The organism is Ruegeria sp. YKSD163, assembly GCF_059612905.1.
In genome coordinates, this window is the sequence record NZ_JBXWRM010000010.1 from 153,823 (window position 1) to 179,056 (window position 25,234).

Sequence of the window (25,234 nt, forward strand, 5' to 3'; positions counted from 1 at the left end):
GTTCTACGACCTCAAAAGACTCGCTTTGCCCTTTGTTTATTGATAGTTTCGGGCCTGTCACCGGCAGCGCCCCAGCGCAAGCCGGTGCCAGAGCCGACGCTTTGGGAGGGGCGCCGTCATGGATCAGTCAATCGCTTTTGCGCGCCATGTGCAGGAAATCGTTTCCGCCGCCGAAGGCAAACAGACCTCGCGCGACCCCGAGGTTGTGCAATCCTGGCTGCGCTGTCTGAACGACTACAATCTCGACCCTGAACACAAGGGCGAGGCGCGCATTCTCCCCGAGAACGTCCTGCGCCAGCACCAGCAGGAAGCCGAGGATCTGATGTCGATCGCGCGGTTCGGGATGGAGGACCTGTATCGCCGCGTCAACTCGATGGGCTATGTCCTGCTGTTGGTGAATGCCAAGGGCGTGACGGTGGATTTCATCGGCGATGAAAAGGTCGACCGAGAGTTGAAACGCGCGGGCCTCTACATCGGGTCCGAATGGAGCGAGGAGAATGCCGGCACCTGCGGTGTCGGCGCCTGCCTGACATCGGGTGAGGCGATCGTCATTCACCAGACCGACCATTTCGACATGGCGCATACGCCGCTCAGCTGTACCGCCGCGCCGATCTACCATTCGGACGGGTCGCTGATCGGCGCGCTGGATGTGTCTTTGCTGATGTCGCCCACCGAGAAGTACAGCCAGGCCCTGACTTTGGAAGTCGTCAAATCCTGTGTGCGCCGCATCGAACTCGCCAACCTGATGAGTTCGCGCCGCTCGGACTGGATCCTGCGTCTGAACCGCACTTCGGAATTCCTGGGCGTCGATCCCAGCTGCGCGATTTCGGTGGCGCCGGATGGAACGATTTCGGGCCTGACCCATGGCGCGCACAAGTTGTTCGGCCAGATACAGGGACAGGAAAAACCGAACCCGCAATGTTTCATCGGGAAACCGTTTGAGGAAATTTTTGAATTTGATTTCAACGATATACCTTGCCTGATCGGGGCCGAGACGCCGGGCGAACAGGCGCTGGAACTGTCTGACGGCCAGGTCATTTTTGCCGATGTGCAGGCGCCGCAACGCCGAGAGCGCGCGCCGTCGCGCTCCGCCTTGCCTGAACCGCTGGCCGCGATCCATGGCGGTGACCGCGTCATGCGGGGCCTTGCCGAAAAGGCGGCGAGGATCGTCGACAAGCAAATCAGCATCATCCTTGAGGGCGAGACCGGTGTCGGCAAGGAATACGTGGCCAAGGCCCTGCACGCCTCGCGCAAGAAGAAGGGTCCCTTCATCGCGATCAACTGCGCGGCCTTGCCCGAGGCCCTGATCGAAAGCGAGTTGTTCGGCTATGCGCCCAATTCCTTTACCGGTGCCCATGCCAAGGGCAAGAAGGGCCTGATCGAACAGGCCAATGGCGGTACGCTGTTTCTGGACGAGATCGGTGACATGCCGCTGGTGTTGCAGGCGCGTCTGCTGCGGGTGCTGGCCGAGAAAGAGGTGATGCCCGTCGGCGCGACCAAGCCGGTTCCGGTGGATATCCGGGTGATTTCCGCCTCACATCGCAAGCTCAAGTCCCTGGTGGATGCCGGGCAGTTCCGGCAGGATCTCTATTATCGGCTGAACGGCGTGGTTCTGGGCATTCCGGCCTTGCGGGACCGGACCGACAAGCCCTGGATCATCCGCCAGATCGCCGCACTGGTTTCGGATGGGGTGCCGATGCGCTTCTCCAGGGCGGCGGAAGAGGCGCTGATGAGCTATGACTGGCCCGGAAACATCCGCGAAATGATCAGCGTGTTCGAACTCTGTCTGGCGCTGAGCAATGATGGCATGGTCGGTGCCGAGGATCTTCCTGAGCAGATAATCTCTCAATAACAATGGCTTGTGCCGTAGTTTTCTGACTTTTTCAGGAACTGGCACGCTCGTTGCTTAACTCCCTTTGGCAATAACCGAATGCCGAACAGGGAGGACACAATGAAAATCAATTCACACAGCCTGACGCACCCGACGCGTCGGGCATTCCTGCAAAATTCGTCTGCCGCCGTGGCTGCGGCAGGTTTGGGCGGGTTGGGGTCGTTCATCGCGTCGCCGTCCTTTGCCAATGGCTTTGCCGTGGGCATGACCGGTGGGCCGACCGGTTTCGACGGGGCGGAGAGGTTCCAGTACAACAACACCATGTCCGAGGGCCGCGCGATCGAGGGGATCAAGGCGCTTCAGGCTGCGGGCAATGCGCCTACCAAGATCTCGATGCTGTTGACCGATGGCGCCATCGGCCAGATCACCAACCCGTTCCCCGAAGGCGCGCCTTCGGCCAAGGAGGTCTGGGAGCGCGAGACCGGGATCGAGATCGACATCATCGGCGCCCCGGCCGAGGATATCTTCAAGAAGGTGATGCAGGATGTGACCACCGGTGGCGGCACCTTCGACATCTATACCGGCCCGTGGAATTCGACCGGTGATCTGGTGTCGTCGGGCGGGGCGGTGAACTGCTCGGACTTCGTGGCCAAGTACCAACCCGACTGGGCTGACCCCGAGCGCGGTACACCGACGCCGGAAATGGAAAAGCTGCTTTATACCTATGCGGGCGACTATTACTCCTTCTCGCTGGACGGCGATTTCCAGACCTGGTTCTACCTGAAAGGGCTGTACGAGGATCCGCGTGTACAGGATGCCTTCCTGTCCGAAACCGGCGTCGCGCTGAAGACGCCCGACACATGGGAAGAGGTGGATCGCATCTCGAAATTCTTCACCGGCAAGGATTTCGGCAATGGTCCGATGTATGGCAACGGCAACCTGATGAGCCCGTTCTGGGGCCTGGCCACCTTCTATGCGCGTTTTGCCTCGATGGATTTCCCGAACTACCATTTCTTTGACGAGGACGGGAACCCGAACCTGAACAGCGATCTGGGCATCCAGTGCGCCGAAGAGCATGTGCGCTCTTTCGAATGGTGCCCGCCCGATGCGCTGACCTTCACCTGGGCCGAGGCCTATGCCACCATGTGGAACCTGCAGATCCCGCATACGGCGATCTACACCAACCTGGTGAAGTTCGGTGACGGGTACAACGCCGACGGCACCGCCAAATCCAAGGCGACGGGCATGATCGGCAGCCACTTGCCGGTGGGGCGCCGCTTTGGCGACCAGCTGAACCGCCGGTCGGTTCTGTATTACCACATCACGGCCTGGATCTCGTCGCAGTCGCAGCATCCCGAGGCGGTCTATCTGTTCCTGCAATGGCTCAGCTCGACCCGCACCTATACCTGGATGGCGGGCAATCCGGGCGGCTATTTCGATCCGATGCAGCAGGCCAATTTCAAGGAACCGCTGGTCGCTTCGACCTATCACCCCTATGCGATGGAAACGATCCCGCAGACCATCGCGCGCTCTGTCCCGTCGATCAACTTTGCCGGGCAGACCGCGTTGGACAACGCGCTGGACGAAGAGATCCAGGCCGCCATTACCGGGCAGAAATCCGCCCGCGAAGCGATGGATGCGGCACAGTCCAAGTGGGAACGGATCATCAAGCGCCAGAAACGCAACGGTATCGTCGACGCCATCAAGGCCAGCCGGGCCACCTGGCCCAGCATCGTCGATCCGGCCTGATCCGCCGGCGTGCCGGGGGCGGCAGGTCTTGCCCCCGGCACCCTGCGCAAATTCTGGGAGAATCCTATGAAACCGTCCCCCGGCGCCCTGGCGCTGAAGTACCTTCTTGTCCTGCTGGCCTGTGCGGTCGTGCTCTATCCACTGCTCTGGATGGTCACGATGGCCTTCAAACCCTATCCGGAATGGACCACCGTCGCCGGCCTGACATGGTTGCCCAAAGAGCCGACCTGGCAGAATTTCGAGTTCATCTTCTATGGCGAGGCCGAAGGTCTGGTCGTCAGCCTGGACCGCACCATCGTCGGACCGCTGATCGCCAGCCTTGTGACCTCGATCTGCGGCACATTGCTGGCGGTGGTCTGCGGGACGCTGTCCTCTTATGCGGTGGTGCGGTTCGGGCTGGCGCAATCGCTGCCGCTTTCGGTGCTGCAACTGCGCCTGTTTCCGCCACTGGCCGTCATGATCCCCGTCATGGTGATGTGGGCCTTTATCGGCGCGGTCGACACCTGGTGGGGGCTGTCCTTGATCTATGGCATCGTGACACTGCCCTTTGCCTTCTGGCTGATGAAGACCTTCTTCGAGGAGGTGCCGGTTGAAATCGAGGATGCGGCGCGCGTGTCGGGCTGCTCCTATTGGCGGGTGTTCTACCGTATCACCCTGCCGATCGTGAAACCGGGTCTGGCGACCTGTGCGCTCTTCGTCTTCATCCTGAACTGGTCCGATTACCTGCTGGCGCTTCTCCTGACGCAGAAGGAATGGGTGACGCTGCCGGTCTACATGGCCACGCTGACCTCGGCGATGGGCGGGCAGATGTACGGGATGAAGGCCGCGCTGGGCGTCATCGCCGCCATTCCGCCAGTCGTATTCGGCCTGATGATCCAGAAACACCTGGTGCGTGGCCTGACCTTCGGAGCACTGAAACAATGACCGATCAAACCAACACCGCCCAAAGGCGCGGCTACTGGCAACACGTGGCGCGCGACGGCAACAAGATGGGCTTCTGGTTCATCCTGCCCACTTTCCTGCTGCTCTTGTTCATCGTGGTTTTCCCACTGTTCATGCAGCTGTATCTGAGCATCACCTGGTGGACGCCACTGGAGGGCATCCCCTGGTACCGTGCCTGGGAGATATTCAACTGGGGCGAAAACTATTGGTTCCTGGTCACTGACCCGCGCTTCTGGGGTGCGCTCTGGCGTACCGCGCTGATCATGATCGTCGCGGTCCCGGCCCAGTTCTTTCTGGGTATGGCGCTGGCCTATCTGTTCATCGACAGTTTTCCGGGGCGCAAGCTGTTCTATTCGATCCTGCTCACGCCGATGATGATCGTCCCGGCGGTGGTGGGGCTGATGTTCTTTCTGCTGTTCCAGGGCACCGGGCCGGTCAACGCCCATCTGGGCCTTCCGGCTGATTTCTCGTGGCTGACGGATGTGAACCGGGCGATGATCTCGGTGATCATTGCCGATATCTGGCAATGGACCCCGCTGATGTTCCTGATCCTCTTGGCGGGCATGCTGGGCGTACCGTCCGACCAGCTTCTGGCGGCGCGGCTCCTGGGCGGGTCGAACTGGCAGAACTTCGTCAAGATCATCCTGCCGCGGATGAAAACCGTCATCATCATCGCGCTCGTGCTGCGCGCGGTCGAATGTTTCAAGATCTTCGATCTTGTCTTCATCATGACCAAGGGCGGACCGGGCGTGCAGACCGAAACCATCTCGGTCTTTCTCTACAAACAGACCTTTGGCGAACTGGAATGGTCCTACGTGGCCGCAATCGGCCTGACCATCCTGTTTGTTCTATCGGTCATCGCCGCCAAGGGTCTTGCCTACATGGCCAGGAAACAGGGGTAAGGGCATGTCATCCATCCAGATCAAAAACGTGACCAAGCGGTTCGGCGATTTCACCGCGGTGCGCGACCTGTCCATCGACATCGAAGAGGGGGAGTTCGTGGCCCTGTTGGGGCCGTCGGGCTGCGGCAAGACAACCACGATGAACATGATCGCCGGGCTGGAAGACCCGAGCCAGGGCCAGATCCTGTTCGACGGGCAGGACCTGTCCGGCCTGCGCATTCAGGACCGCAACATTGGTTTCGTTTTTCAGAACTACGCGATCTTCACCCATCTGAGCGTCTACCGGAACCTGTCCTATGGGCTTGAGGTCAAGAAGGTCGCCAAACCCGAGATCGAACGCCGGGTCCGGGCCATGGCCGACCGGATGAGCATCGCGCACCGGCTGGATCAACCGGCCTCCAGCCTCTCGGTGAACGAGATGCAGAAACTGGCGATCGGGCGCTCGGCCATTGTCGAGCCGCGGATCTTTCTGCTGGACGAACCGCTGTCCAATCTCGATGCCGGGTTCCGCGCCTATATGCGGGCCGAACTGAAGGTGCTTCAGCACGAGTTCGGCCAGACGATGATCTATGTCACCCATGACCAGATCGAGGCGATGAGCCTGGCCGACAAGATCGCCATCATCGACCAGGGCAGGCTGATGCAATACGGCGCGCCGCTGGATATCTACAACGATCCGCAGAACCGCTTTGTCGCGAATTTCGTCGGCAGCCCCCGGATGAACCTGGTCGATGGCGAACTGCGCGATGAACGCGGGCAATTGCGGCTGATGCTGCATGGCGGCGCGGAAATTCCGCTGGCGGGCAAGGTGCGGGCCGATTTCACCGGAGCATCCGGCGTGCATGGCGGTTCGTTCGGGGTGCGCCCGCAAGACATCTATTTCGGCGAGAAACGCAACGGCGACGACATCCCCATGCATGGCAAGGTCGAAGTTTTGGAACGGGTAGGGCCCAAGCGGCTGGCCTACCTTCAGGTGCAGGAAACCATGTTCCTCGCCTTTGACGATCTGGACCGGCTTAGCGTCGGCGACGAGGTGCCGTTCTATCTGCCGTCTGACAAGAGCATGGCCTTTGACATCGAAACAGGGCGTAGGCTGGGAGGGGTTTGAAATGGAAGCGATCAAGATAATCGAGGCGGTCAAACGCTATCCCGAATTCACGTTGGGGCCGATCGACCTGACGGTCGAGCAGGGCGAGTTCTTTGGCATTTTCGGGCCGCCATCGACTGGCAAGACTTCGATCCTGAAGCTGATGCTGGGTCTTTTGAAACCGGATGAGGGGCGAGTCGAGCTTGCCGGGCGCGACGCGGCGGATCTGGACGTGTCCGCACGTGGCATCTCGATGGTGTTCCAGAACCTTGCCCTGTTCCCGCATATGACCGGGCGCGAGAACATCATCTTTCCGCTGAAGGAGCGCGGCGCCTCGGAGGCGGAGATATCGGAAAGGCTCGATCTTGTTTCCGAGGTTCTTCACGTCAGCCATATCCTGCACAAGAATCCCGCGCAGATGTCGGGGGGCGAACGCCAGCGCATCGCGCTGGGCCGCGCCTTTGCCGCGCAGAGCCGGGCAATGCTGCTGGATGAACCCATCGCCGCGCTCGATGCCCGCCTGCGCGAGGAGATGCGCGTCGAGCTGAAGCGCCTGCAACGCGAGAACAACCAGACCTTTGTCTATGTCAGCCATGACGAGGAAGAGGTGATGGCCATTTCGGACCGCGTGGCGGTGATTATTGATGGCAGGATTGCCCAGATCGGCACCCCGGACGAAGTCTATGACGAACCCGGTTCGCTTGCCGTGGCCGAGGTCATCGGGTCACCGCCGATGAACTTCTTTCATGGCGCATTTTCCGAGGACGGGCTGCATTTCCAAAGCGAGGTTCTGGCGCGCGATGTCACGATCGTTGGCCGGACGCAGATGGGCGGAACCGGTACCCTGGGTGTGCGCCCCGAGGATATCTGGCTGGGCGAGACCGAGGGCAACCCCTCGTTCCAGGTGCACGTCAGTTCGGTCGAGCCGCTGGGGGGTTACACTATTGTAAACGCACGGGCAGGGGGGCAGATCGTCAAGCTTCGCGTGCCGGGGCAGGTGACGCTGCGCGAGGACAGTTTGCAGACCGTCAGTCTGGATATGCGCCGCCTGCATCTGTTTGGTGCCGACGGACAAAGGTTGTGAGCAAGAGATCGTGACGGAACAACAGGAGAAGATCATCATGCCAAAGACCCAGTTCGCCGTTCAGATGGGCATGGGAACGGATCTCAAGGGGCAGGATTACACCAAGGCCGCCGCCCGCGCGGTGCATGATGCCCTGCACCGCAACTTTCTGACCGCCGGCGCGGCGTTCGATCTGCCGCTGGACGAGATGATCGTTGATATCCGCGTCGGGGTGGGCCGCCCTGAAGCGGTCGATCTGGAAATCGTCAAGGCCGAGGCGCCGGTAGGCCGTGTCAGCGCCGAGGCCGTCAAGGGCGGGTTGGATGTCGAGATGATGGGACAGACGACGCTTATCGCCAATGCCATCGTGACCGTGTCCTGGGATGTCGAGGTGGCGCAATGAAACCGCTGATCTGCGAACTTGGCATGGGGGCCGACGTGCATGGGCACGATTATACCAAGGCGGCGCTGCGCGGCATTTCCGATGCCATCCGGCACAGTTCCCTGACGCTGTTTTACACCTTTGGTCATCCGTCGGGGATGAGGGTCGAAGTGACGGTCGGCGTGGCCGAACCCGCTCTGGTGGATGTCGAGGCGGTGGCGGCGGCGCTCCCCTTTGGAACGGTCGAGGTAACGGTGGTGGCCGGTGGGCTGGACGATCGCGGCATGGGTGGGGCCGAGGACATCACGCTGGCGGCGGTGGCGGTCAAGGCGTGGTATGATACATCTGGCCACCCGTTCAGGCCCGCCGGACGACCTATTCCGAGATGAACCGGTTCTCCATCTCGACCTCTTGCCGGCGCATCAGGGTCCAGGCGGTCTGCATGTGATCCGACATGATCGACCTGGCCTGTGTGGCCTCGCCGTTGCGCAATGCCTCGATCAATTGCCGCTGGTGATCACGGCCTTGCTTCCAAAGCTCGATATTGGGCGGTGAGTAGAGGCGGCGATAGACCGTGAGGTCGCTCAGCAGGTTGACCATGAAATCGATGATGAAGCCCAGCAGCGGGTTTGCCGCCTGCTCGGCCAGGATGGCGTGAAAGCGCAGCGAGGCGACATGCTGACGGCGTTCCTCGTCCAGCGAGGTGGCCGGTTCCGAATACGAGGCGATGTTGCGTTCCAGCATTTCCAGAACCTCGTCGGACAGCTTGCCCGCCAGCGAGGCGGCAAGCTCGGGCTCCAGCGTCAGGCGCAGCTGATAGATGTCGCCGATGGTCAGGTCCTTGAAATAGAAGTAATTGCCCAGCAGCGCCTTGGCGCGTTGCCGGCTCACCTCGTGCACGAAACTGCCGCCGCCGGGCCCGGTGCGGGTCTTGATCAGCCCCTGTGCCTCGAGCACGCGCATCGCCTCGCGGATGGTACCCTTGGCCATCCCGAAACGCTCGATCAACTCGGCCTCGCCCGGCAGCCGGTCGCCGGCCTGCAACCCCTGTTCGACCACCCAGTCCTTGATCGCCTCGGCGACCTGCACGGGGCGGCTGAGCCTGGGTTCAGCCTTCGAGGGGGTGGTGGCAGGCGGCAAGTTGATCCTCTCCCATTTCTGTCAGTTCCGGCACCGTCGTGCGGCAGGTTTCGGTGGCGCGCGGACAACGTCCGGCAAAGGCGCATCCCGGCGGTGGATTGAGCGGATCGGGCAGTTCCGATCCTTTCTGTTCTGGCGCCTTCAGAGGCTTGCCCACCACCGGCGCGCTGTCCGCCAGCAGTTTTGTATAAGGATGGCGGGGGTTTGCAAAGATGCTCTCGGCTCGGCCGATCTCGACCACGGCGCCGAAATACAACACAATGATGCGGTCGCTGACCGCCTCGACCACGGCCAGGTCATGCGTGATGAAGAGATAGGTCAATCCGAATTCGGCCTTCAGCTCGGCCAGCAGGTTCAGCACCTGCGCCTGTACCGACACATCCAGCGCCGAGACCGGCTCGTCCAGGATGATGATGCGCGGATTGGCGGCCAGCGCCCGCGCGATGCCGATCCGCTGCGCCTGCCCGCCCGAGAACTCGTGCGGGTAGCGGTCCAGGAACTCTTCGCGCAGATTGACCGAGGCAAAGATCTCGCGAATCCGTTGGTCCCGCTCGAGGCGCGGCATCCGGTGCAACCGCTTGAGAGGCGCTTCCATCACCTGACGAATGGTCTTGCGCGGGTTGAGTGAACTTTGCGGGTCCTGAAACACATACTGGATCAGCCTGCCAAAGACCGCCGGGTCCGCATTGTCGAGCGCGCGCCCCTCGATCTCGATATGGCCCTCGGTGGGGTCCAGCAGCCCCACCAGCATCCGCGCCAGGGTGGATTTGCCGCAGCCGGATTCACCCACCACGCCCAGGGTTTCGCCGGTGGCGACCTCAAAGCTCATGGGGCGCACCGCGCGCACGCCGGGCGGCGCGGGGCGGAACAGGGGCTTTCCCAGCGGGAAGGTCTTGGCCAGATTGTGCACCTTCAACGCGGTCATCAGATCGCCTCCTCTGGATAGAGACAGCGGACCGCGCGGGATGCAGTGCCGGCAAGTGCGATCTCGCCATTGCGGCAGCGGTCCTGTGCCTTGTCACAGCGCGGGGCAAAGGCGCAGCCGGCCGGCAGGTTGTCGACCACCGGCGGCAGGCCGGGAATGGCCGCCAGTTCACGCCGCCCGCCACCCAGTTCGGGCACGCAGGCGATCAGCCGCTTCGAATAGGGATGGGCGGGCGCGTCGAGCACGGCCCGGGTCGGCCCCTCTTCGACGATGCGGCCCGCATACATCACCGCAACCCGGTCGCAGAGCTGCGCGACGACACCGAAATCATGGGTGATGAACACGATCGCCAGCCCCCGGTCGCGGCGCAGATCATCCAGCAGCGACAGGATCTGCGCCTGCACGGTCACATCGAGCGCGGTGGTGGGTTCATCGGCGATGATCACATCCGGTTCGTTGGCCAGCGCCATGGCGATCCCTACCCGCTGGCGCATGCCGCCCGACATCTCGTGCGGGTAGTTGTCCACCCGCGCCTCGGCATTGGGGATGCGCACATCCTTCAAGAGCTGGATGGCGCGGGCGCGTGCGTCGGCCTTCGATATCCGGTGATGCGACTGGATCGCCTCGGCCAGCTGCTGTCCGATCCGGTACAGCGGATGCAGGGTGGAGAGCGGATCCTGAAAGATATAGGCGACCCGGTCGCCGCGCTTTTGCCTCAGGGCTTCATAGGGCGCGCCAATCAGATCCTCGCCCTGAAACCGCACCGCGCCGCCGGTGATCACACCGGGGGGCGAGGCGACCAGCCCCATGACGGACAAAGCCGTAACCGACTTGCCCGAACCACTTTCGCCGATCACACCCAGGCACTCGCCAGGCTTCACTGCCAGCGACACGCCGCCCACGGCGCGATAGATGCGTTTGCCCACGTGGAACTCGGTTTGCAGGTTCTGAATGGCCAGCAGGTCGTCGGTGGCGGCGGGGATGTCACCCTTGCGATCCACCAGAGTGGTGGCGCGCGGGCGGCTGAGCGCGCCTGACCGCAGCCGCGGGTCCAGCGCGTCGCGCACCCCGTCGCCCAGCAGGTTGACGGACATGACGATGAGAAAGATCATCACTCCCGGCACGATCGAGGTATGCGGATGCGAGATCATCGCCGAGCGCGCCTCGCCCAGCATCGAGCCCAGATCGGCCTGCGGCGGTTGCGAACCCAGCCCGAGAAAGCTGAGCCCGGCGGTCTCCAGGATCATCCAGCCCACGGTGGTGGACATGGCGATGATGATGACCGGCAGGACATTGGGCAGAAGCTCCGTGAGTATGATCCTTGCATGGCCCATACCTGCCAGCCGGGCGGCATCTATGAACTCGCGACCTGCGAGGCCCACGGTAATGCCCCGGATGTTGCGCGCGAAGAAAGGGACATTGACGGCCGCCACCGCGATCAGCGCGTTCATCAGCCCGGGGCCAAGGGCGGCGACGATGGCAAGCGCCAGCAGGATATAGGGAAAAGCCATCAGCATATCGACGCCACGCATGATGATATTGTCGGTGCGCCCGCCGAAATAGCCCGCGATGATTCCGATGGCCGATCCGATGGTGGCCGCGATCAGCGCCGCCGCGATGCCCACGGCAAGGCTGAGCCGGGTGCCATGCAGCAGGCGGCTGAGAAGGTCGCGGCCCAGATGGTCGGTGCCCAGCAGGTGGCCGTCGGTAAAGGGGCGTTTGAACCGGTCGGCGGTGGCGGTCACATCCGGGTCCTGCAAGGGCAGGATCGGCGTGATCAGCACCAGGAACAAGATCGCCACCAGCACCACCGCACCCATGGCCGCCAGCCGGTTGCGGAACAGAAGCTTGAGAAACGCGCTCATGTCTTGATCCTCGGGTCCAGCAGGCTCTGCGCCACGTCGACCGCAATGTTGAACAGCACGTAGCAGGCGGCGACGAAGACGACACCGCCCTGCACCAGCAAGAGGTCGCGCTTGAGGATCGCATCGACCAGCATGCGACCCACACCGGGCCATTGGAACACGATCTCGATATAGACGGCGCCCGACAGGACGAACCCGGCCTGGATACCCAGAACCGGGATGATGGAAACCATCGCGGCGCGCAGCGCATGTCCCATGATCACCCGCCGTTCGGGCACGCCCTTGGCGCGGGCGGTGCGGATGAAATCCTGCCGCAAGACCTCGAGCATGGCCGAACGCGACAACCGCGCGATCACACCGGTGGCGACAGCGGCCAGCGCCAGCGCGGGCATGATCAGGTGGTTTACCAGGTCGGGCAGGTCACCGCCGCCATAGATCGCGTACATGCCGCTGACCGGCAGCCAGCGCAGGTTTACCGCGAAGAGAAGGATCATCATCATGCCCAGAAAGAAGGACGGCACCGAGATGCCGATCAGAACCACGAAGGTGATTGCCTTGTCGGCCAGCCCGTATTGACGGGCGGCCGAGACGACACCGGCCAGAATGCCCAGGACCGAGCACAGGACAAACGAGGTCCCGGCCAGAATCAGCGTGGCATTGAACCGCTCGACCACCTCGTCGAGCACGGGCCGGTTGAGCGAGAAGGAGCGTCCGAAATCCCCGGTCAGCATGTTGCCGAGCCAGATGAAATACCGCTGTACCATGGGCTTGTCCAAACCGAGGTCCCGGTTCAGCTTTTCGACATTCTCAGGGGTCGCGTAAGAGCCCAGGATCGCGGTCGCCGGATCGCCGGGGATCAGCGACATGATCAGAAACACGATGATCGTAATGCCCAGCAGAACCGGGAGGGCCGAGATCAGTCGTTTCAGAATATAGCCGCCCATCCGCGTCCCCGCTCTTTCATCATGCCGTTTTCCGGCACGGAAAACGGATCGGAAAAATTGAATTTTTCCGGGCCGGAATTTTTGCAAAATTCCGGCGGCGCGCTCCGGGCGTGCGTGGCGCCCGGAGCAGATTGCGTCAGTTTTTCACGACGCCTTGCAGGTGCAACAGGAAGGACGGTTCCAGACCGAAATTCGTGACCCGGTCATTGGTCACCGCGTTCTGTTTCCAGTTGGCGACAAAGACCCAGGGTGCATCTTCCTGAACGATGGTCTGCATCTCGCGGTAGAGCCGGGCGCGCTCTGCCTGATCGGTCGCGGTGCGCGCCGCTTCCAGCAGTTCATCCACTTTCGGATTGGCGTAATAGCCCGAGTTGAAGCCGCCCTTGTCGGGCCAGGCCTCGGACCGCAGCGCCAGATAGGGCAGGGTGTCGGGATCGTTGGTCATCCAGGCCATTTCGGCCATGTCCGCCTTGCCTTCCAGACCCGGGTTTACTTCGCCCAGGAATGTGTTCCACTCGTAGGTCTCGATCTTGACGTCGAACCCGACCGCTTCGAGATCGGCCTGAATGGCGGTCCCCATCGGCACCGGATCAAGCATCCCCGAGCCGCCTTCGGTGACATAGAAGGTCAGTTCCGCTCCCTCGGCCCCCGCCTCGGCGATCAGCGCCTTGGCCTTTTCCGGGTCATAGGGATAGGGGTCGAGCGCCTCGTTATAGGCCCAGGCAAAGGCGGGCGGCGTCGGCCCGGCGGCCACGGTCGCGGTGCCTTCGAGCACGTCGTTCACGATCGCTTCCTTGTTGATCGCGTAATTGGCGGCCTGACGGACCCGCTTGTCGGCAAACGGGCCTTCCTTGGCGTTCAGGATCAGGAACCACACATGCGGACCCGCCTGCTCGGCCACGCTGAAGCCATCGCCCTGGAACTGGCCCAGCGAGGTGGGCGGCACCTCGACCATCATGTCGATCCCTCCGGCCAGCATCTCGGCCACGCGGGTATTGGCATCGGTGATCGGACGGAACACCACGGCCTGGGTGCCTGCCGGATCGCCCCAATAGGCGTCATTGCGCTCCACCACGACCGCCTCGTTCGAGCGCCATTCGGCGAATTTGAACGGCCCGGTGCCCGAGGGATTGCGGCCGAACTCCTTGCCATGCGCGGCAACCGCGGCGGGCGAGACGATCAGGCCGGTGGGATAGGCGAGATTGGACAGGAAGGGCGCGTAAGGCGCGTTCAGGGTGAACCTGACGGTCATGTCATCGACAACCTCGGTCGCCGTCACCGCGCCAAAGAAGAACGACAGCGGGAACGGCCCGGTGTCGTGATAGGGGTGCGATTCGTCCAGCATCCGGTCAAAGTTGAACTTCACCGCCTCGGCGTTGAGCGGCGTGCCATCGTGAAAGGTCACACCCTCGCGCAGGGTAAAGGTGTATTGGGTGCCGTCCTCGCTGATCTCCCAACTGGTCGCCAGGGCCGGTTCGACCTCCAGCGTACCAGACTTGTAGCGGGTCAAGCCCTCGTAAACATTCACCAGAATGCGAAAGTCGTTGACCGCTGTCACCGCCGCCGGGTCCAGCGACTTCGGCTCTGCGATCTGGCCGACGATCAGAACGCCGGGCGGGGTCTGCGCGGTCGCAGGTCCGCCAAGGCCGCCCGCGACAAGGGCTGCCCCGACGGCGGCCATCAGGCCCCTGCGGGTCCAGGAAAATAGCGTCATCTCATGTTCTCCCTGTTGATATTCTGCGGGCTTATTTATCATGATAAATTGCAATCGTCAATTTATCATGATAATTCGACGAAGTCCGATTAAGGTGAGGCATGACGTTTTCGATTCTCGCACGCGACCCCGCAACCGGCGCCATCGGAGGCGCCGCCGCAACCGGAAGTCTTTGTGTCGGCGGCTGGGTGCTGCGCGGGGACCTGCGTGCCGGCATGTCCGCCAGCCAGGGTGCCGCCCCCTCGACCTTCTGGGGAGAGGAGGTCTTGCAGCGCATGCGTGACGGGGCGGGCCCCGAGCGGGCGGTGGCCGAGGTCACCGCTCCCGACCGGGGGCGTGCCTATCGACAACTTGCCGCGATGGATCTGTCCGGCGCCGCCGCCAGCTTCACTGGCGCCAGCAACCAGGACGTCAAGGGCGCGCTGACCTTCGAGGACGGGATTGCCACCGGGAACATGCTTGGAAACGAAACCGTTCTTGGCGCCATGACGACTTCTTTCGCCGGTTCGGATCGCGATTTCGCGCAACGTCTGCTGACCGCCCTGTCCGCCGCGCGTGACGCGGGTGGTGATTTCCGTGGCCTGCTCTCTGCCGCGCTTCTCGTGCTGCACCCCGACAGGCCGCCGCTGACCCTGCGGATCGACCACCACCCCGAGGATCCGATCGGCGCCTTGCAGGAGTTACATGGCAAGGCCACCACCGGCGAATACGCGGACTGGGCGCGGCAGGTGCCGGTTATGACCGACAGGGAGCGGGTGCTTGACTGACTGGGGAAAGCGGGCCGAGGCCCTGTTGGCGGATCTTGCCGCCTGTTCCGAGCCGGGGCGGGGGGTGACCCGCCTGCCGTTCACGCCGCAGCATCGCGCGGCGCTGGACCTGTTGGAGGCGCGGATGCGGGCGGCGGGCCTTGCGGTGACGCTGGATGATGCCGGTACCCTGATCGGCCGCCGTGCGGGGCCGCCGGGGGCGCTTACGCTTCTGATGGGGTCGCATCAGGACTCGGTGCGCCAAGGCGGTGCATTTGACGGCATCATGGGCGTGGTGCTGCCGCTGCTGGCCCTAGAAAAACTGGCAGAAGAGGGGATTGAACTGCCGTTCTCGGTCGAGGTTCTGGCCTTCGCCGACGAAGAGGGGGTGCGCTTTCCCACCGCCCTTGTCGGGTCACGCGCCCTGGCTGGAACCTTTGATCCCGAGGTTCTGTCGATGCAGGATGCTCAGGGGATCAGCCTGCGCATGGCGATGTCGGAGTTCGGGCTCGACCCCGACCGGATCGCCACGCTGGCCCGCGATCCCGCGGCGGTGCTTGGCTTTGTGGAAACCCATATCGAACAGGGCCCGGTGCTGGAGACCGAGGATCAGGCCCTTGGAGTGGTGACCGCCATCTGCGGGATCGAGCGCCACCAGATCGTGCTGACCGGCGAGACCGGCCATGCCGGAACCCTGCCGATGGAGGGACGTCGCGACGCGCTGGTCGGGGCGGCTGCCCTTGTGACCGATGTGGCCCGGTTGGGCGAGACCACCCCCGGCCTGCGCGCCACGGTCGGCGCGCTCACGGTTGAACCGAACGTGGTCAACGCGGTGCCGCGCCGGGTCAGGATGAACGCTGAATTCCGCTCGCCCGATGATGACACCCGCCGCCGGGCGGGTGAATCCCTGCACCGGTTTGCCCGCGACCTTGCGGCGGAGCGCAACCTGCGGATCGAGGCGGAACTGACCTATGCGCAGGCGGCGCAGCCCTGCGATAGCGCGCTTGGCGCGCGGCTGACCACCGCCACGCAGACAGTCGGGATGCGCGGTCTGTCGCTGCCATCGGGTGCGACGCATGACGCATCGGCCATGGCTGATCTCTGCCCGATGGCCATGTTGTTCGTCAGATGCCGGGATGGCGTCAGTCACAAGCCCGAGGAATACGCTTCGGCCGCGGACATGGGGCGGGCGATTGACGCGCTGGCCGCGTTTCTGACTGCCTGAGGCGACAGGGCCGTTGCCCCGCCGCCGGGCAGGGATCAGTCCGCGCTGCTGACCCGGTATTCCGACCGGTCCAGCCAGTTGGGGTTGATCTCGACCCCCCAGCCGGGGGAGTCGGTGACCGTGGCCTGGCCATCGGTGATGACATAGGGGTCGGACAGGAACAGCCCGTCCTGCCAGGGGTAGTAATCCAGCCCCTCGATCGAGAACTCCAGGTATTTCCCGGCATTGGGGATCGCGCGCAAGAGGTGCATGGTGAACAGCGTGACCATCGACAGGTTGGCCGCGTGCGGCGTGACCGGCATCCCGGCGGCATGGGCCATGCGGGCCACGCGCAGGGTGCGCGACAGGCCACCCAGATAGCAGATATCGGGCTGGAGCACATCGACCACCCGGTCGGCGATCATGGTCTGCCAGCGCTCCATCATGCAATCCTGCTCGCCGCCGGTAACGTCAATATCGAGCGTCTCGGTCACTTCACGCGTCTGCTCGAACTCCCAATAGGGACAAGGCTCTTCGTAATGCGAGATGCCGTGCTGTTCCAGCATTCGCCCCACCTCGATGGCGCGGGCCGGGGAGTAGCAGGAATTGGCATCGACCAGCAGCGCCACATCGTCGCCCATGGCGCGGCGCATGGTCGGCACGATCTCTTCGGTGCGGCCGGGCCATTCGTCCTGGTTGCGGCCGACCTCGGCGCCGATGCGGAATTTGAAGGCGTCGAACCCCTTTTCGTCGCGCAGCCGGGTGAGCCGCGCGGCCTCGTCCACCGGCGAGATGTCACGTTTCATCGACGAGCCATAGGCGCGCACCGGTCCGGGCGTGCCGCCGATCAACTCGCAGACCGGCTTGCCCTCGCGCCGCCCGCGCAGGTCCCAAAGCGCGGTGTCGACCCCGCCCATCGCCCGGCGCAGGTAAGAGCCGGGGAACTTGTGCTCGCGATCGCGCACGATGTCGAGCATGGCGTCGATGTCGTCACATGCCATTCCCAGGGCATAGGGTGCCACCTGCCGGTGCAGCACCTGCGCGGTGATGTCGGCGTAATAGGGCGCCACTTGCCCCCAACCCTGCGCGCCGTCCTCGGCGGTGGCCCGGACGAAGCAAACGAATTCGGTGGAAAAGGTTTCGAGTTTGGCAAGCTTCATGTCGTTGTTCCGGGTTTGGCCGGCCGGGGCTGGCGGTTCTTTTGAAAAAGCTGGCGAAAAATCGGGTTAGCAGGTATATCCATTTCGACATTTTCGCCAGACCAATTAAGGGGGCTGCCCGTGAAACATGCCGCAGGCGCCTTGTTGTCCTCGATCCGGCTGGACCGGACGCTGAGGCGAAGTGTCAGCGTTCAGCTCTACATGGCGCTGCGCGACATGATCCTGTCGGGTGCGCTGCGCGCGGGCGAGCGGCTGCCCGCCACGCGGACGCTGGCCAAGGAGGTGGGCGTGTCGCGCACCACGGTGATTGACGCCATCGACCGGCTGGTCGCCGAAGGCATGCTGGTGTCGCGCATCGGGGCGGGGACATATGTCAGCGAAACACTGGAGGACCAGAGCGTAACCGCCCCCAGTCAGCGGGCGGTCAGTGCCGGTCGCAAGCCCAGGCTGTCTTATGTCATCAGCCACGCGCAGGGCGCCTATGCCCAACGCGCGTGGTTGCCGCACAAGCCGCGCGCCTTTGTCACCGCGTTGCCCGCGCTCGATGCCTTTCCGATGGCGCATTGGGCGCGGCTGTCGGCGCGGCACCTGCGCGGCGGGCGCGGCGACGTCATGGGCTATGGCCAGCCAAAGGGGTTGGCCGCATTGCGCCGGGCGATTGCAACCCATCTGAGCGCGCTCAAGGGCATACGCTGTGACCCCGAGCAGGTGTTCATCACCTCGGGCGCGCAACATGCGTTTTCGCTGATCGGGCGGCTCTTGCTCAATCCGGGCGACCGGGTCTGGATGGAGAATCCCGGCGCCTCGGGCGCGCGCAATGCGCTGTTGTCCGAAGGGGCCGAACTGGTGCCGGTGGATGTGGATGCGCAGGGCATGGTGGTGTCCGACGGGCTGGCCAAGGCGCCGCATTTCCGACTGGCTTTTGTGACCCCCTCGCACCAGCAGCCGCTGGGCCATGTCATGTCGCTGCCCCGGCGGCTGGAGCTTTTGCAAGCGGCTGAACAGGCGCAGGCGCTGATCATCGAGGACGATTACGACGGCGAGTTCTACTTCGGCAACGCTCCGCGCCCGGCGCTGCACAGTATCGACGCCAATGGGCGGGTTCTCTATGTCGGCACCTTCTCGAAATCGCTGTTTCCCTCGCTGCGGCTGGGGTTCGTGCTGGTGCCCGAGCGGATGGTCGCGGCCTTTGATGGCATGTTCGATACATGGGCCAGCGGACCCTCGACCGCGACGCAGGCGATCGTGGCCGAGTTCATGGACGAGGGGCATTTCGCCACCCATATCCGGCTGATGCGCCAGCTGTACAAGGCGCGCTACGAGGCCTTGATGGAGGCCGCGCGCGGTCTGCCTGAAAGCATCCGCCTGCAAGAGACGACCAGCGGGTTTCACACGTCGGCCTATCTGGATGCGCGCGTGGATGAGGCCGAGGTGGTCGCGCAGGCCTTGCAACAGGGTGTCACGCTCGCACCGCTGCGGCGGTACTGCCTGACCCCAATCCCGCAATCTGGTCTCGTGTTCGGCTTTGGCTGCGCCACGCCCGAGGATATCGCAAGGGGGATGGGTATCCTGGGCGGGCTTCCTGCCTTGCGTTAGGATTGGTCTGAAAGTTTTGTCATATTGGATATGAATTGCGAGCCAATATTGGCCTAGCGTTTCAGTCAGAGCCAGCGGATGGGGACTGTCCTGACGCGGCTGAAGGGAGCATCGCGGTCAACCCAATGCCACTTTCGAACATCAGGCAGACGCCATTCTGGCACGATCAACGCGGTGCCATGCCAGCCTTGCAAACGCAGCCATCGGCCAAGGTCGATGTGCTGATCGTCGGGGCGGGCTATACCGGGCTGAGCGCGGCACTGACCACGGCGCGCGGCGGTCGTTCGACGCTGGTCGTGGATGCCGAGGATCCGGGATACGGGTGCAGCAGCCGCAATGGCGGTCAGATCAGCACCAGCGTGAAACCCTCGCTGGAAACGCTGACCGCGAAATTCGGGTTGGAACGGGCGCGCGGCATCCGGGCCGAGGGCGCCAATGCGCTGCGCTGGATCGGTGAATTCGTCGAGAGCGAAGGCCTCGATTGCGACTTTAGACGGGCCGGGCGCTTTCACGCGGCGCATACGCCAGGCCACTATGAGGAGCTGGTGCGCGATGCCGAGAAACTGCGCCAGCAGGAAGGCATCGAGAGCTTTGCCGTGCCGCGCGCCGAGCAGCGCAGCCAGTTGGGGACCGACCGCTACTTCGGCGGTGTCGTGTTCACGGCCCATTGCTCGCTGCATCCGGGCAAGTTTCACCGCGAGTTGCTGCGCCTGGCGATCGGGGCCGGGGCGCAGGTGGTGGGCCGGTGCCGGGTTGGCGCGATCACCCGTTCCGGGTCGGGCTTTCGCGTCGAGACCGCCAAGGGCGTGGTCGAGGCGCGCGACGTGATCGTGGCCACCAATGGCTATACCACCGCGCTGACGCCCTGGTTGCAGCGCCGGGTGATCCCGATCGGCAGCTATATCATCGCCACCGAGGAGCTGCCCGAGGCGACCATTGACGAACTGTTCCCCGGCGACCGGATCGCCAGCGACACCTGCAAGGTCGTCTATTACTATCGCGCCTCGCCCGACCGGCGGCGGGTGCTGTTCGGTGGCCGCGTCTCGGCCTCCGAGACTACTGCGCTGGCCGGGGCGGCCCGGCTGAGGCAGGACATGTGCCGCATCTTTCCCCAGCTTGAGGGTGTGGCGCTGAGCCATGCCTGGAGCGGAACAGTCGCATACAGTTTCGACGAACTGGCCCATACCGGGGTGCAGGACGGCATTCACTACGCCATGGGCTATTGCGGATCGGGTGTGTCGATGGCGCCCTATCTGGGCATGCGCGCAGGGCAAAAGGTGCTGGGCCTCGCCGAGGGACAAACCGCGTTTGACGGTCTGCCCTTTCCCACCCGGCCCCTCTATCGCGGCAAGCCCTGGTTCCTGCCCGCGGCGGTGGCCTGGTATCGCTGGAAGGATCAACGACAGTTTCGAAAGGCTTTGCGCATGACCTGACGCACCGGGCAGGGCGGCGCACCCCCGGCCCTGGCTCCGGTATTAACGGATCGAAACCAAGGTTTAGGATTCGAAATTTCATTTGTCCCGCCGGTGCCCGCACTATCGCGACAGGTGGAAGACGACTTGGGCGCCTTGCCCGCTGCCTGCCGATCTAGACGGGGCAGGACCCGGAAAACCACCAAAGGGAGGAAATCAATGAAAACGAGAACAATTCTGACGATCTCTGCCGCAGTCATGGCTACGGGCGCATTTGCGCAGGACAAGAGCGTGACCATCGCGTCCTGGGGCGGCTCCTATCAAGAGGCGCAGAGCAAGGCGCTGTTCGAACCCGCCGCCGCCAATACCGGTATCGAGGTCAAGCAGGAGACCTATGGCGGCATGTCCGATGTGCGGCTTCAGGTCAGCTCGGGGCAGGTGACGCTGGATATCGTGGCCAGCGGTTCCGGTTCTGCGGCGCGGGCTGCGGCCGAGGGGCTGCTGGAGAAGCTTGATTACAACGTGATCGACGTTTCGACCTTCTATCCGGGTCTCTACACCGATTACTGCATCGGCGGTGACGTGTTCTCGACCGTCTATGCCTGGAACACCAACACCTATGGCGAGAGCGGACCGCAGAGCTGGGCGGATTTCTGGGATGTCGAGAAGTTCCCCGGCAGCCGGGCCTATCGCGGTGGCGTCGCCGGTGCGCTGGAACCGGCGCTGATGGCCGATGGCGTGGCGCCCGAGGATGTCTATTCGGTGCTCGACAGCGAAGAGGGCATCGAGCGTGCGATCGACAAGATCCGCGAGCTGAAGCCGCATATCTCGGTGTTCTGGACGTCCGGCGCCCAGCACGCGCAGCTGATGAAGGACGGTGAGGTCGACATGACCACCGGCTGGAACGGGCGGTTCGACAATGCGGCCAAGGACGGCGCCAAGGTTGCCTATAGCTTCAACCAGGCGCTGCTGGACTATGACTGTTTCGCTGTGCCCAAGGGCGCGCCGAACCGCGATACGGCGATGGAATTCCTCAACGAGATCTCCAAGCCCGAGTACCAGGACGATCTGCCGAAATACATCACCTATGGGCCGACCAACAAGGCGGCCTATGCGACCGGTGAAATCACGGCCGATGTGGCGGCTGGCCTGCCCTCTTCGCCGGAGAATGCGGCGATGCAGCTGCCGGTTTCGCTGGATTGGTACGCCAAGTGGGAAACCGTCGCGGCCGAGATGTACCAGGAGATGCTGACCGAGTGACGCGCGCGTCCCGATCTGATACCACGGCGGGCGCTCCGGCGCCCGCTTGTTTCTCGCAAGCGGAATACGAGGGTTTGTCTTGACCTCCAGAACCAACGAAGCCTTGCCTATCTCGGTGAAGAACGTGACCAAGACCTATGGTCCGGTGCATGCGCTGAACGACGTGTCGCTTGAGGTGCAGAGCGGCGAGTTCCTGACGCTTTTGGGCCCGTCGGGGTCGGGCAAGACGACGCTGTTGATGGTGCTGGCAGGGTTCACCCGGCCCGATTGCGGCAGCCTGAAATTCGGAGACCGCGAGGTGATCCGCACGCCGCCGCATCTGCGCGATGTGGGCATGACGTTTCAGAGCTATGCCCTTTTCCCGCATATGACGGTCGCCGGCAACGTGGGCTATCCGCTGAAGCTGCGCAAGGTGCCCAAGGCTGAGATCGCCCAGCGGGTCGAGGCGGCGCTGGAAACCGTGCAACTGGGAGGGTTTGGCGAGCGGCGCATCGACCAGCTGTCGGGCGGCCAGCGCCAGCGCGTGGCCGTCGCCCGCGCCATCGTGTTCGAGCCGCGCATCCTGTTGATGGACGAGCCGCTGTCTGCGCTCGACAAGAAGCTGCGCGACCAGATGCAGATCGAGCTGCGGCACCTGCATGAAAAGCTGGGCATGACCACGGTCTATGTCACCCACGACCAGCGCGAGGCGCTGACCATGTCAGACCGGATCGCGGTGGTGAACCATGGCCGCATCATGCAGCTGGCCACCCCGCGAGATCTGTACGAGCGTCCTGCCAATCGCTTCGTGGCCGATTTCATCGGGGAATCCACCTTTTTGCCGGTGTCGCGCAAGGGCGATACCGTGTTGTTCGACGGCAAGCCGCTCTTGCATGACAATCCGCCGCCCGAGACGGCCAGCCTGTTGTTGATGATCCGCCCCGAACGGGTGGTGCTGTCGCGCGAGGGACCGCGCGAGGGGGTCAACAACTTTGCCGCCACCGCGACCGAGGTGGTCTATCAGGGCGACAGTTTCCTGCTGCATGCGGCGCTGGCCAATGGGGCGCAGATCGTGCTGCGCGGCGCCATGCGGGGCGCCAATGTCACCGCCCTGCCTGCCGTGGGCGAGGGGCTGACCCTGTGCCTGGCGCCCGAGGATACCCTGCTGATCGACGGAAGCGAGGCCTAGGATGGAGGCAGTACGCACCAACGAGGCAGGGCTGAGGCGCGACGAGTGGCTGGAGCGGATGAAGCTCTTTGGCCTCGGCTCGCCCGCGATCCTGCTGATCCTTGTCATTCTGGTGATCCCGGTCGGTTGGCTGTTCTATGTCTCGTTCATCGGGGCGGATGGCACGTTCTCGCTGGAAAACTACGAGCGGATGCTGAAGCGGAAATCTTATGCCCGCATCTTTCAGACCACGTTCGAGGTCAGTTTCCTGACCACCGGCCTGTGTATCCTGATCGGTTATCCGCTGGCCTATTTCATTGCCGGCCTGCCCAACCGGATTGCCAACCTGTGCCTGATCACGGTGCTGCTGCCGTTTTGGACCTCGCTTCTGGTGCGCACCTATGCCTGGCTGGTGCTGCTGCAGAAGCGCGGACTGGTGAATGAATGGGCGATCTCTCTGGGGTTGTGGGACGAGCCGATCAAGATCGTGCACAACATGACCGGCACGCTGATCGGCATGGTGCATATCATGCTGCCGTTTCTGATCCTGCCGGTCTATGGCGCGATGAAAGCGATTGACCGCGACCTGATGAAGGCGGCCTCGAACCTGGGCGCCAGCCCGCGCCGGGCGTTCTGGACGGTGTTCTTTCCGCTGACCCTGCCGGGGCTGTTTGCCGGGTCTTTGATGGTGTTCATCCTCTGCCTTGGCTTCTTTGTCACCCCGGCGGTGCTGGGCGGCGGCAAGGTGATCATGGTGTCGATGAAGATCGTGTCCAACATCGAGCTCTTCGTGAACTGGGGGGCGGCCAGCGCGCTGGGCGTGGTGCTGCTGGTCTCGACCATGGTGATCCTGTGGATCGCCTCGCGTTTCCTGAACCTTGAGAAGATGACCGGGGGAGGGCACTGATGCTGCGCTGGTTCCGAAGCCCCGCCACCGAGACCCAGATCACCCATGGCCAGCGCCTGTGGCTTTATGTGATCGCGGTGATCACCATGATCCTGCTGGTGACGCCCACGTTGATCGTGGTGCCGATGTCATTCTCCGACAGCCAGTATCTGGAGTTTCCACCCGAAACCTGGTCAACGCGCTGGTATGACCATTACTTCGGCTCGCCCGAATGGATGCTGGCAACGCGGACCTCGTTCAAGGCGGCGTTCCTGACGATGCTGGTGGCGACACCGATTGGCGTGCTGGCGGCTTATGGGCTGCATTGCTCTAAAATCCGCTTTGTGCGCGCGGCTTTCGTGCTGATGATCACGCCAATGATGGTGCCGGTGGTGCTGGTCGCGATCGGGGCCTTCTATGCCTATGTGCAGCTTCAGATCCTTTACACGATCACCGGGCTGGTGCTGGCGCATACGGTGCTGGCGCTGCCGCTGGTGGTGATCGTCACCGGTTCGGCGCTGAAAAGCTTCGACATGAGCCAGGAGGAGGCCGCCCGCAGCCTGGGCGCGCCACGCTGGAAGGCGTTTCTGACCGTGACCTTGCCGCAGATCCGCTTTGCCGTTGTGACCAGTGCGCTGTTGTCGTTTCTGACCTCGTTCGACGAGGTGGTGGTGGCAATGTTCGTCTCGGGCGGCGACAACCCGACCCTGACGCGCAACATGTTCAACGCGTTGCGCGACCAGATCGACCCGACCATTGCCTCGATCTCGACCATCATGATCCTGGTGACGACGGGGATGATGGTGCTGGCGCAGGTGTTTGGACAACAGAAGAAATCAACGAAACCAAGCGACTGATGCCCGGTTTCGGGCATTTCCCCCCTGATCGAAAGAGCTGCCATGATCGACCTGCAAACATTCGCTGACCTTGCCTCGGTGCCGCTGGGCGCCTTTGCCGACAAGCCCACCAGCCTGACCGCTGGTCAGACCGAGGCCTCGACCGTGTTGTGGACCTCGGCCGATGGCGGCACCATGATCGGGGTCTGGGAGTGTACGCCGGGCCGCTTTACCGCAGACCGCACCGGGGGCGGCGAATATTGTCATATCCTGTCCGGACGGGCGACCGTGACAAATGCCGATGGCAGTGGCAGCCGTGACATCGGGCCGGGCGACCTTCTGGTGCTTCCGCAGGGCTGGACCGGTCAATGGGAGATACATGACCACTTGCGCAAACTTTTTGTCATCAGCGCGGCACCTGCGACCTAGATGCTCGGCAAAAG

At 63.3% G+C, this 25,234-nt stretch carries 23 protein-coding genes; 17 read left to right on the top strand and 6 right to left on the bottom strand.

Going from position 1 to position 25,234, the window contains the following annotated elements:
- Window positions 1-118: 118 nt before the first annotated feature.
- From AC2FNA_RS14680 to AC2FNA_RS14715, 8 genes are all read left to right on the top strand, one after another.
- The gene (locus AC2FNA_RS14680) at window positions 119-1,852 is read left to right on the top strand and encodes a sigma-54-dependent Fis family transcriptional regulator (RefSeq protein WP_496827739.1); all 1,734 of its coding nucleotides are present in this window, start codon (window positions 119-121) and stop codon (window positions 1,850-1,852) included.
- 99 nt (window positions 1,853-1,951) lie between these two features.
- Window positions 1,952-3,580 carry an ABC transporter substrate-binding protein gene (locus tag AC2FNA_RS14685; RefSeq protein ID WP_496827741.1) on the top strand — a complete coding sequence of 543 codons (1,629 nt, stop codon included), beginning with the start codon at window positions 1,952-1,954 and terminating at the stop codon, window positions 3,578-3,580.
- Window positions 3,581-3,646: 66 nt separating this feature from the next.
- A complete protein-coding gene (locus AC2FNA_RS14690) occupies window positions 3,647-4,504 on the top strand; it encodes a carbohydrate ABC transporter permease (protein WP_496827743.1) in 858 nt (285 codons plus the stop codon).
- The gene (locus AC2FNA_RS14695; protein ID WP_496827745.1) at window positions 4,501-5,424 is read left to right on the top strand and encodes a carbohydrate ABC transporter permease; all 924 of its coding nucleotides are present in this window, start codon (window positions 4,501-4,503) and stop codon (window positions 5,422-5,424) included. The genes AC2FNA_RS14690 and AC2FNA_RS14695 overlap by 4 nt, the downstream gene beginning before the upstream one ends.
- A 4-nt stretch (window positions 5,425-5,428) precedes the next feature.
- Complete coding sequence (locus tag AC2FNA_RS14700) at window positions 5,429-6,532, top strand: ABC transporter ATP-binding protein (protein ID WP_496827747.1); 1,104 nt, start codon at window positions 5,429-5,431, stop codon at window positions 6,530-6,532.
- A 1-nt stretch (window position 6,533) separates the two neighbouring features.
- The gene (locus AC2FNA_RS14705; RefSeq protein WP_496827749.1) at window positions 6,534-7,595 is read left to right on the top strand and encodes an ABC transporter ATP-binding protein; all 1,062 of its coding nucleotides are present in this window, start codon (window positions 6,534-6,536) and stop codon (window positions 7,593-7,595) included.
- A 37-nt stretch (window positions 7,596-7,632) separates the two neighbouring features.
- The gene (locus tag AC2FNA_RS14710) at window positions 7,633-7,977 is read left to right on the top strand and encodes a Lin0512 family protein (RefSeq protein WP_496827751.1); all 345 of its coding nucleotides are present in this window, start codon (window positions 7,633-7,635) and stop codon (window positions 7,975-7,977) included.
- On the top strand, window positions 7,974-8,345 hold the full coding sequence (locus AC2FNA_RS14715) for a Lin0512 family protein (protein ID WP_496827753.1): 372 nt from the start codon (window positions 7,974-7,976) through the stop codon (window positions 8,343-8,345). Before AC2FNA_RS14710 ends, AC2FNA_RS14715 begins: the two co-directional genes overlap by 4 nt.
- Here AC2FNA_RS14715 and AC2FNA_RS14720 read toward each other — a convergent pair.
- The 5 genes from AC2FNA_RS14720 to AC2FNA_RS14740 form a co-directional block, all read right to left on the bottom strand.
- Entirely contained in the window at window positions 8,332-9,096 is a 765-nt protein-coding gene (locus AC2FNA_RS14720; protein WP_496827755.1) for a FadR/GntR family transcriptional regulator, read from the bottom strand. The two genes, AC2FNA_RS14715 and AC2FNA_RS14720, sit on opposite strands and share 14 nt — an antisense overlap.
- Window positions 9,065-10,024: an ABC transporter ATP-binding protein gene (locus AC2FNA_RS14725; protein ID WP_496827806.1), complete on the bottom strand. Its 960-nt coding sequence runs from the start codon at window positions 10,022-10,024 to the stop codon at window positions 9,065-9,067. Before AC2FNA_RS14725 ends, AC2FNA_RS14720 begins: the two co-directional genes overlap by 32 nt.
- Window positions 10,021-11,886, bottom strand: a complete 1,866-nt coding sequence (locus tag AC2FNA_RS14730) for a dipeptide/oligopeptide/nickel ABC transporter permease/ATP-binding protein (protein WP_496827757.1) — start codon at window positions 11,884-11,886, stop codon at window positions 10,021-10,023. The genes AC2FNA_RS14725 and AC2FNA_RS14730 overlap by 4 nt, the downstream gene beginning before the upstream one ends.
- Entirely contained in the window at window positions 11,883-12,830 is a 948-nt protein-coding gene (locus AC2FNA_RS14735; RefSeq protein WP_496827759.1) for an ABC transporter permease, read from the bottom strand. Before AC2FNA_RS14735 ends, AC2FNA_RS14730 begins: the two co-directional genes overlap by 4 nt.
- Window positions 12,831-12,966: 136 nt before the next feature.
- Window positions 12,967-14,544: an ABC transporter substrate-binding protein gene (locus tag AC2FNA_RS14740; protein ID WP_496827761.1), complete on the bottom strand. Its 1,578-nt coding sequence runs from the start codon at window positions 14,542-14,544 to the stop codon at window positions 12,967-12,969.
- 101 nt (window positions 14,545-14,645) lie between these two features.
- Between AC2FNA_RS14740 and AC2FNA_RS14745 the strand changes: the two genes are divergently transcribed.
- Both AC2FNA_RS14745 and AC2FNA_RS14750 read left to right on the top strand, forming a co-directional pair.
- The gene (locus tag AC2FNA_RS14745; RefSeq protein WP_496827763.1) at window positions 14,646-15,311 is read left to right on the top strand and encodes a DUF1028 domain-containing protein; all 666 of its coding nucleotides are present in this window, start codon (window positions 14,646-14,648) and stop codon (window positions 15,309-15,311) included.
- The gene (locus tag AC2FNA_RS14750; protein ID WP_496827765.1) at window positions 15,304-16,515 is read left to right on the top strand and encodes a M20 family metallo-hydrolase; all 1,212 of its coding nucleotides are present in this window, start codon (window positions 15,304-15,306) and stop codon (window positions 16,513-16,515) included. Before AC2FNA_RS14745 ends, AC2FNA_RS14750 begins: the two co-directional genes overlap by 8 nt.
- A gap of 35 nt (window positions 16,516-16,550) precedes the next feature.
- Here AC2FNA_RS14750 and AC2FNA_RS14755 read toward each other — a convergent pair whose 3' ends face one another.
- On the bottom strand, window positions 16,551-17,654 hold the full coding sequence (locus AC2FNA_RS14755; protein WP_496827767.1) for a mandelate racemase/muconate lactonizing enzyme family protein: 1,104 nt from the start codon (window positions 17,652-17,654) through the stop codon (window positions 16,551-16,553).
- A gap of 120 nt (window positions 17,655-17,774) precedes the next feature.
- Here AC2FNA_RS14755 and pdxR point away from each other — a divergent pair, with 120 nt between their 5' ends.
- The 7 genes from pdxR (at window position 17,775) to AC2FNA_RS14790 (ending at window position 25,220) form a co-directional block, all read left to right on the top strand.
- On the top strand, window positions 17,775-19,250 hold the full coding sequence (gene pdxR, locus AC2FNA_RS14760) for a MocR-like pyridoxine biosynthesis transcription factor PdxR (RefSeq protein ID WP_496827769.1): 1,476 nt from the start codon (window positions 17,775-17,777) through the stop codon (window positions 19,248-19,250).
- A gap of 179 nt (window positions 19,251-19,429) precedes the next feature.
- Complete coding sequence (locus tag AC2FNA_RS14765; protein WP_496827771.1) at window positions 19,430-20,683, top strand: NAD(P)/FAD-dependent oxidoreductase; 1,254 nt, start codon at window positions 19,430-19,432, stop codon at window positions 20,681-20,683.
- Window positions 20,684-20,881: 198 nt separating this feature from the next.
- Window positions 20,882-21,922, top strand: coding sequence for an ABC transporter substrate-binding protein (locus tag AC2FNA_RS14770; RefSeq protein ID WP_496827773.1), 1,041 nt, complete (start codon window positions 20,882-20,884; stop codon window positions 21,920-21,922).
- Window positions 21,923-22,001: 79 nt separating this feature from the next.
- Window positions 22,002-23,090, top strand: a complete 1,089-nt coding sequence (locus tag AC2FNA_RS14775; RefSeq protein WP_496827775.1) for an ABC transporter ATP-binding protein — start codon at window positions 22,002-22,004, stop codon at window positions 23,088-23,090.
- A gap of 1 nt (window position 23,091) precedes the next feature.
- Window positions 23,092-23,976: an ABC transporter permease gene (locus tag AC2FNA_RS14780; RefSeq protein ID WP_234163775.1), complete on the top strand. Its 885-nt coding sequence runs from the start codon at window positions 23,092-23,094 to the stop codon at window positions 23,974-23,976.
- On the top strand, window positions 23,976-24,812 hold the full coding sequence (locus AC2FNA_RS14785; RefSeq protein WP_496827777.1) for an ABC transporter permease: 837 nt from the start codon (window positions 23,976-23,978) through the stop codon (window positions 24,810-24,812). Before AC2FNA_RS14780 ends, AC2FNA_RS14785 begins: the two co-directional genes overlap by 1 nt.
- Window positions 24,813-24,854: 42 nt before the next feature.
- Complete coding sequence (locus AC2FNA_RS14790; RefSeq protein WP_496827780.1) at window positions 24,855-25,220, top strand: cupin domain-containing protein; 366 nt, start codon at window positions 24,855-24,857, stop codon at window positions 25,218-25,220.
- The last annotated feature ends 14 nt before the right edge of the window (window positions 25,221-25,234 follow it).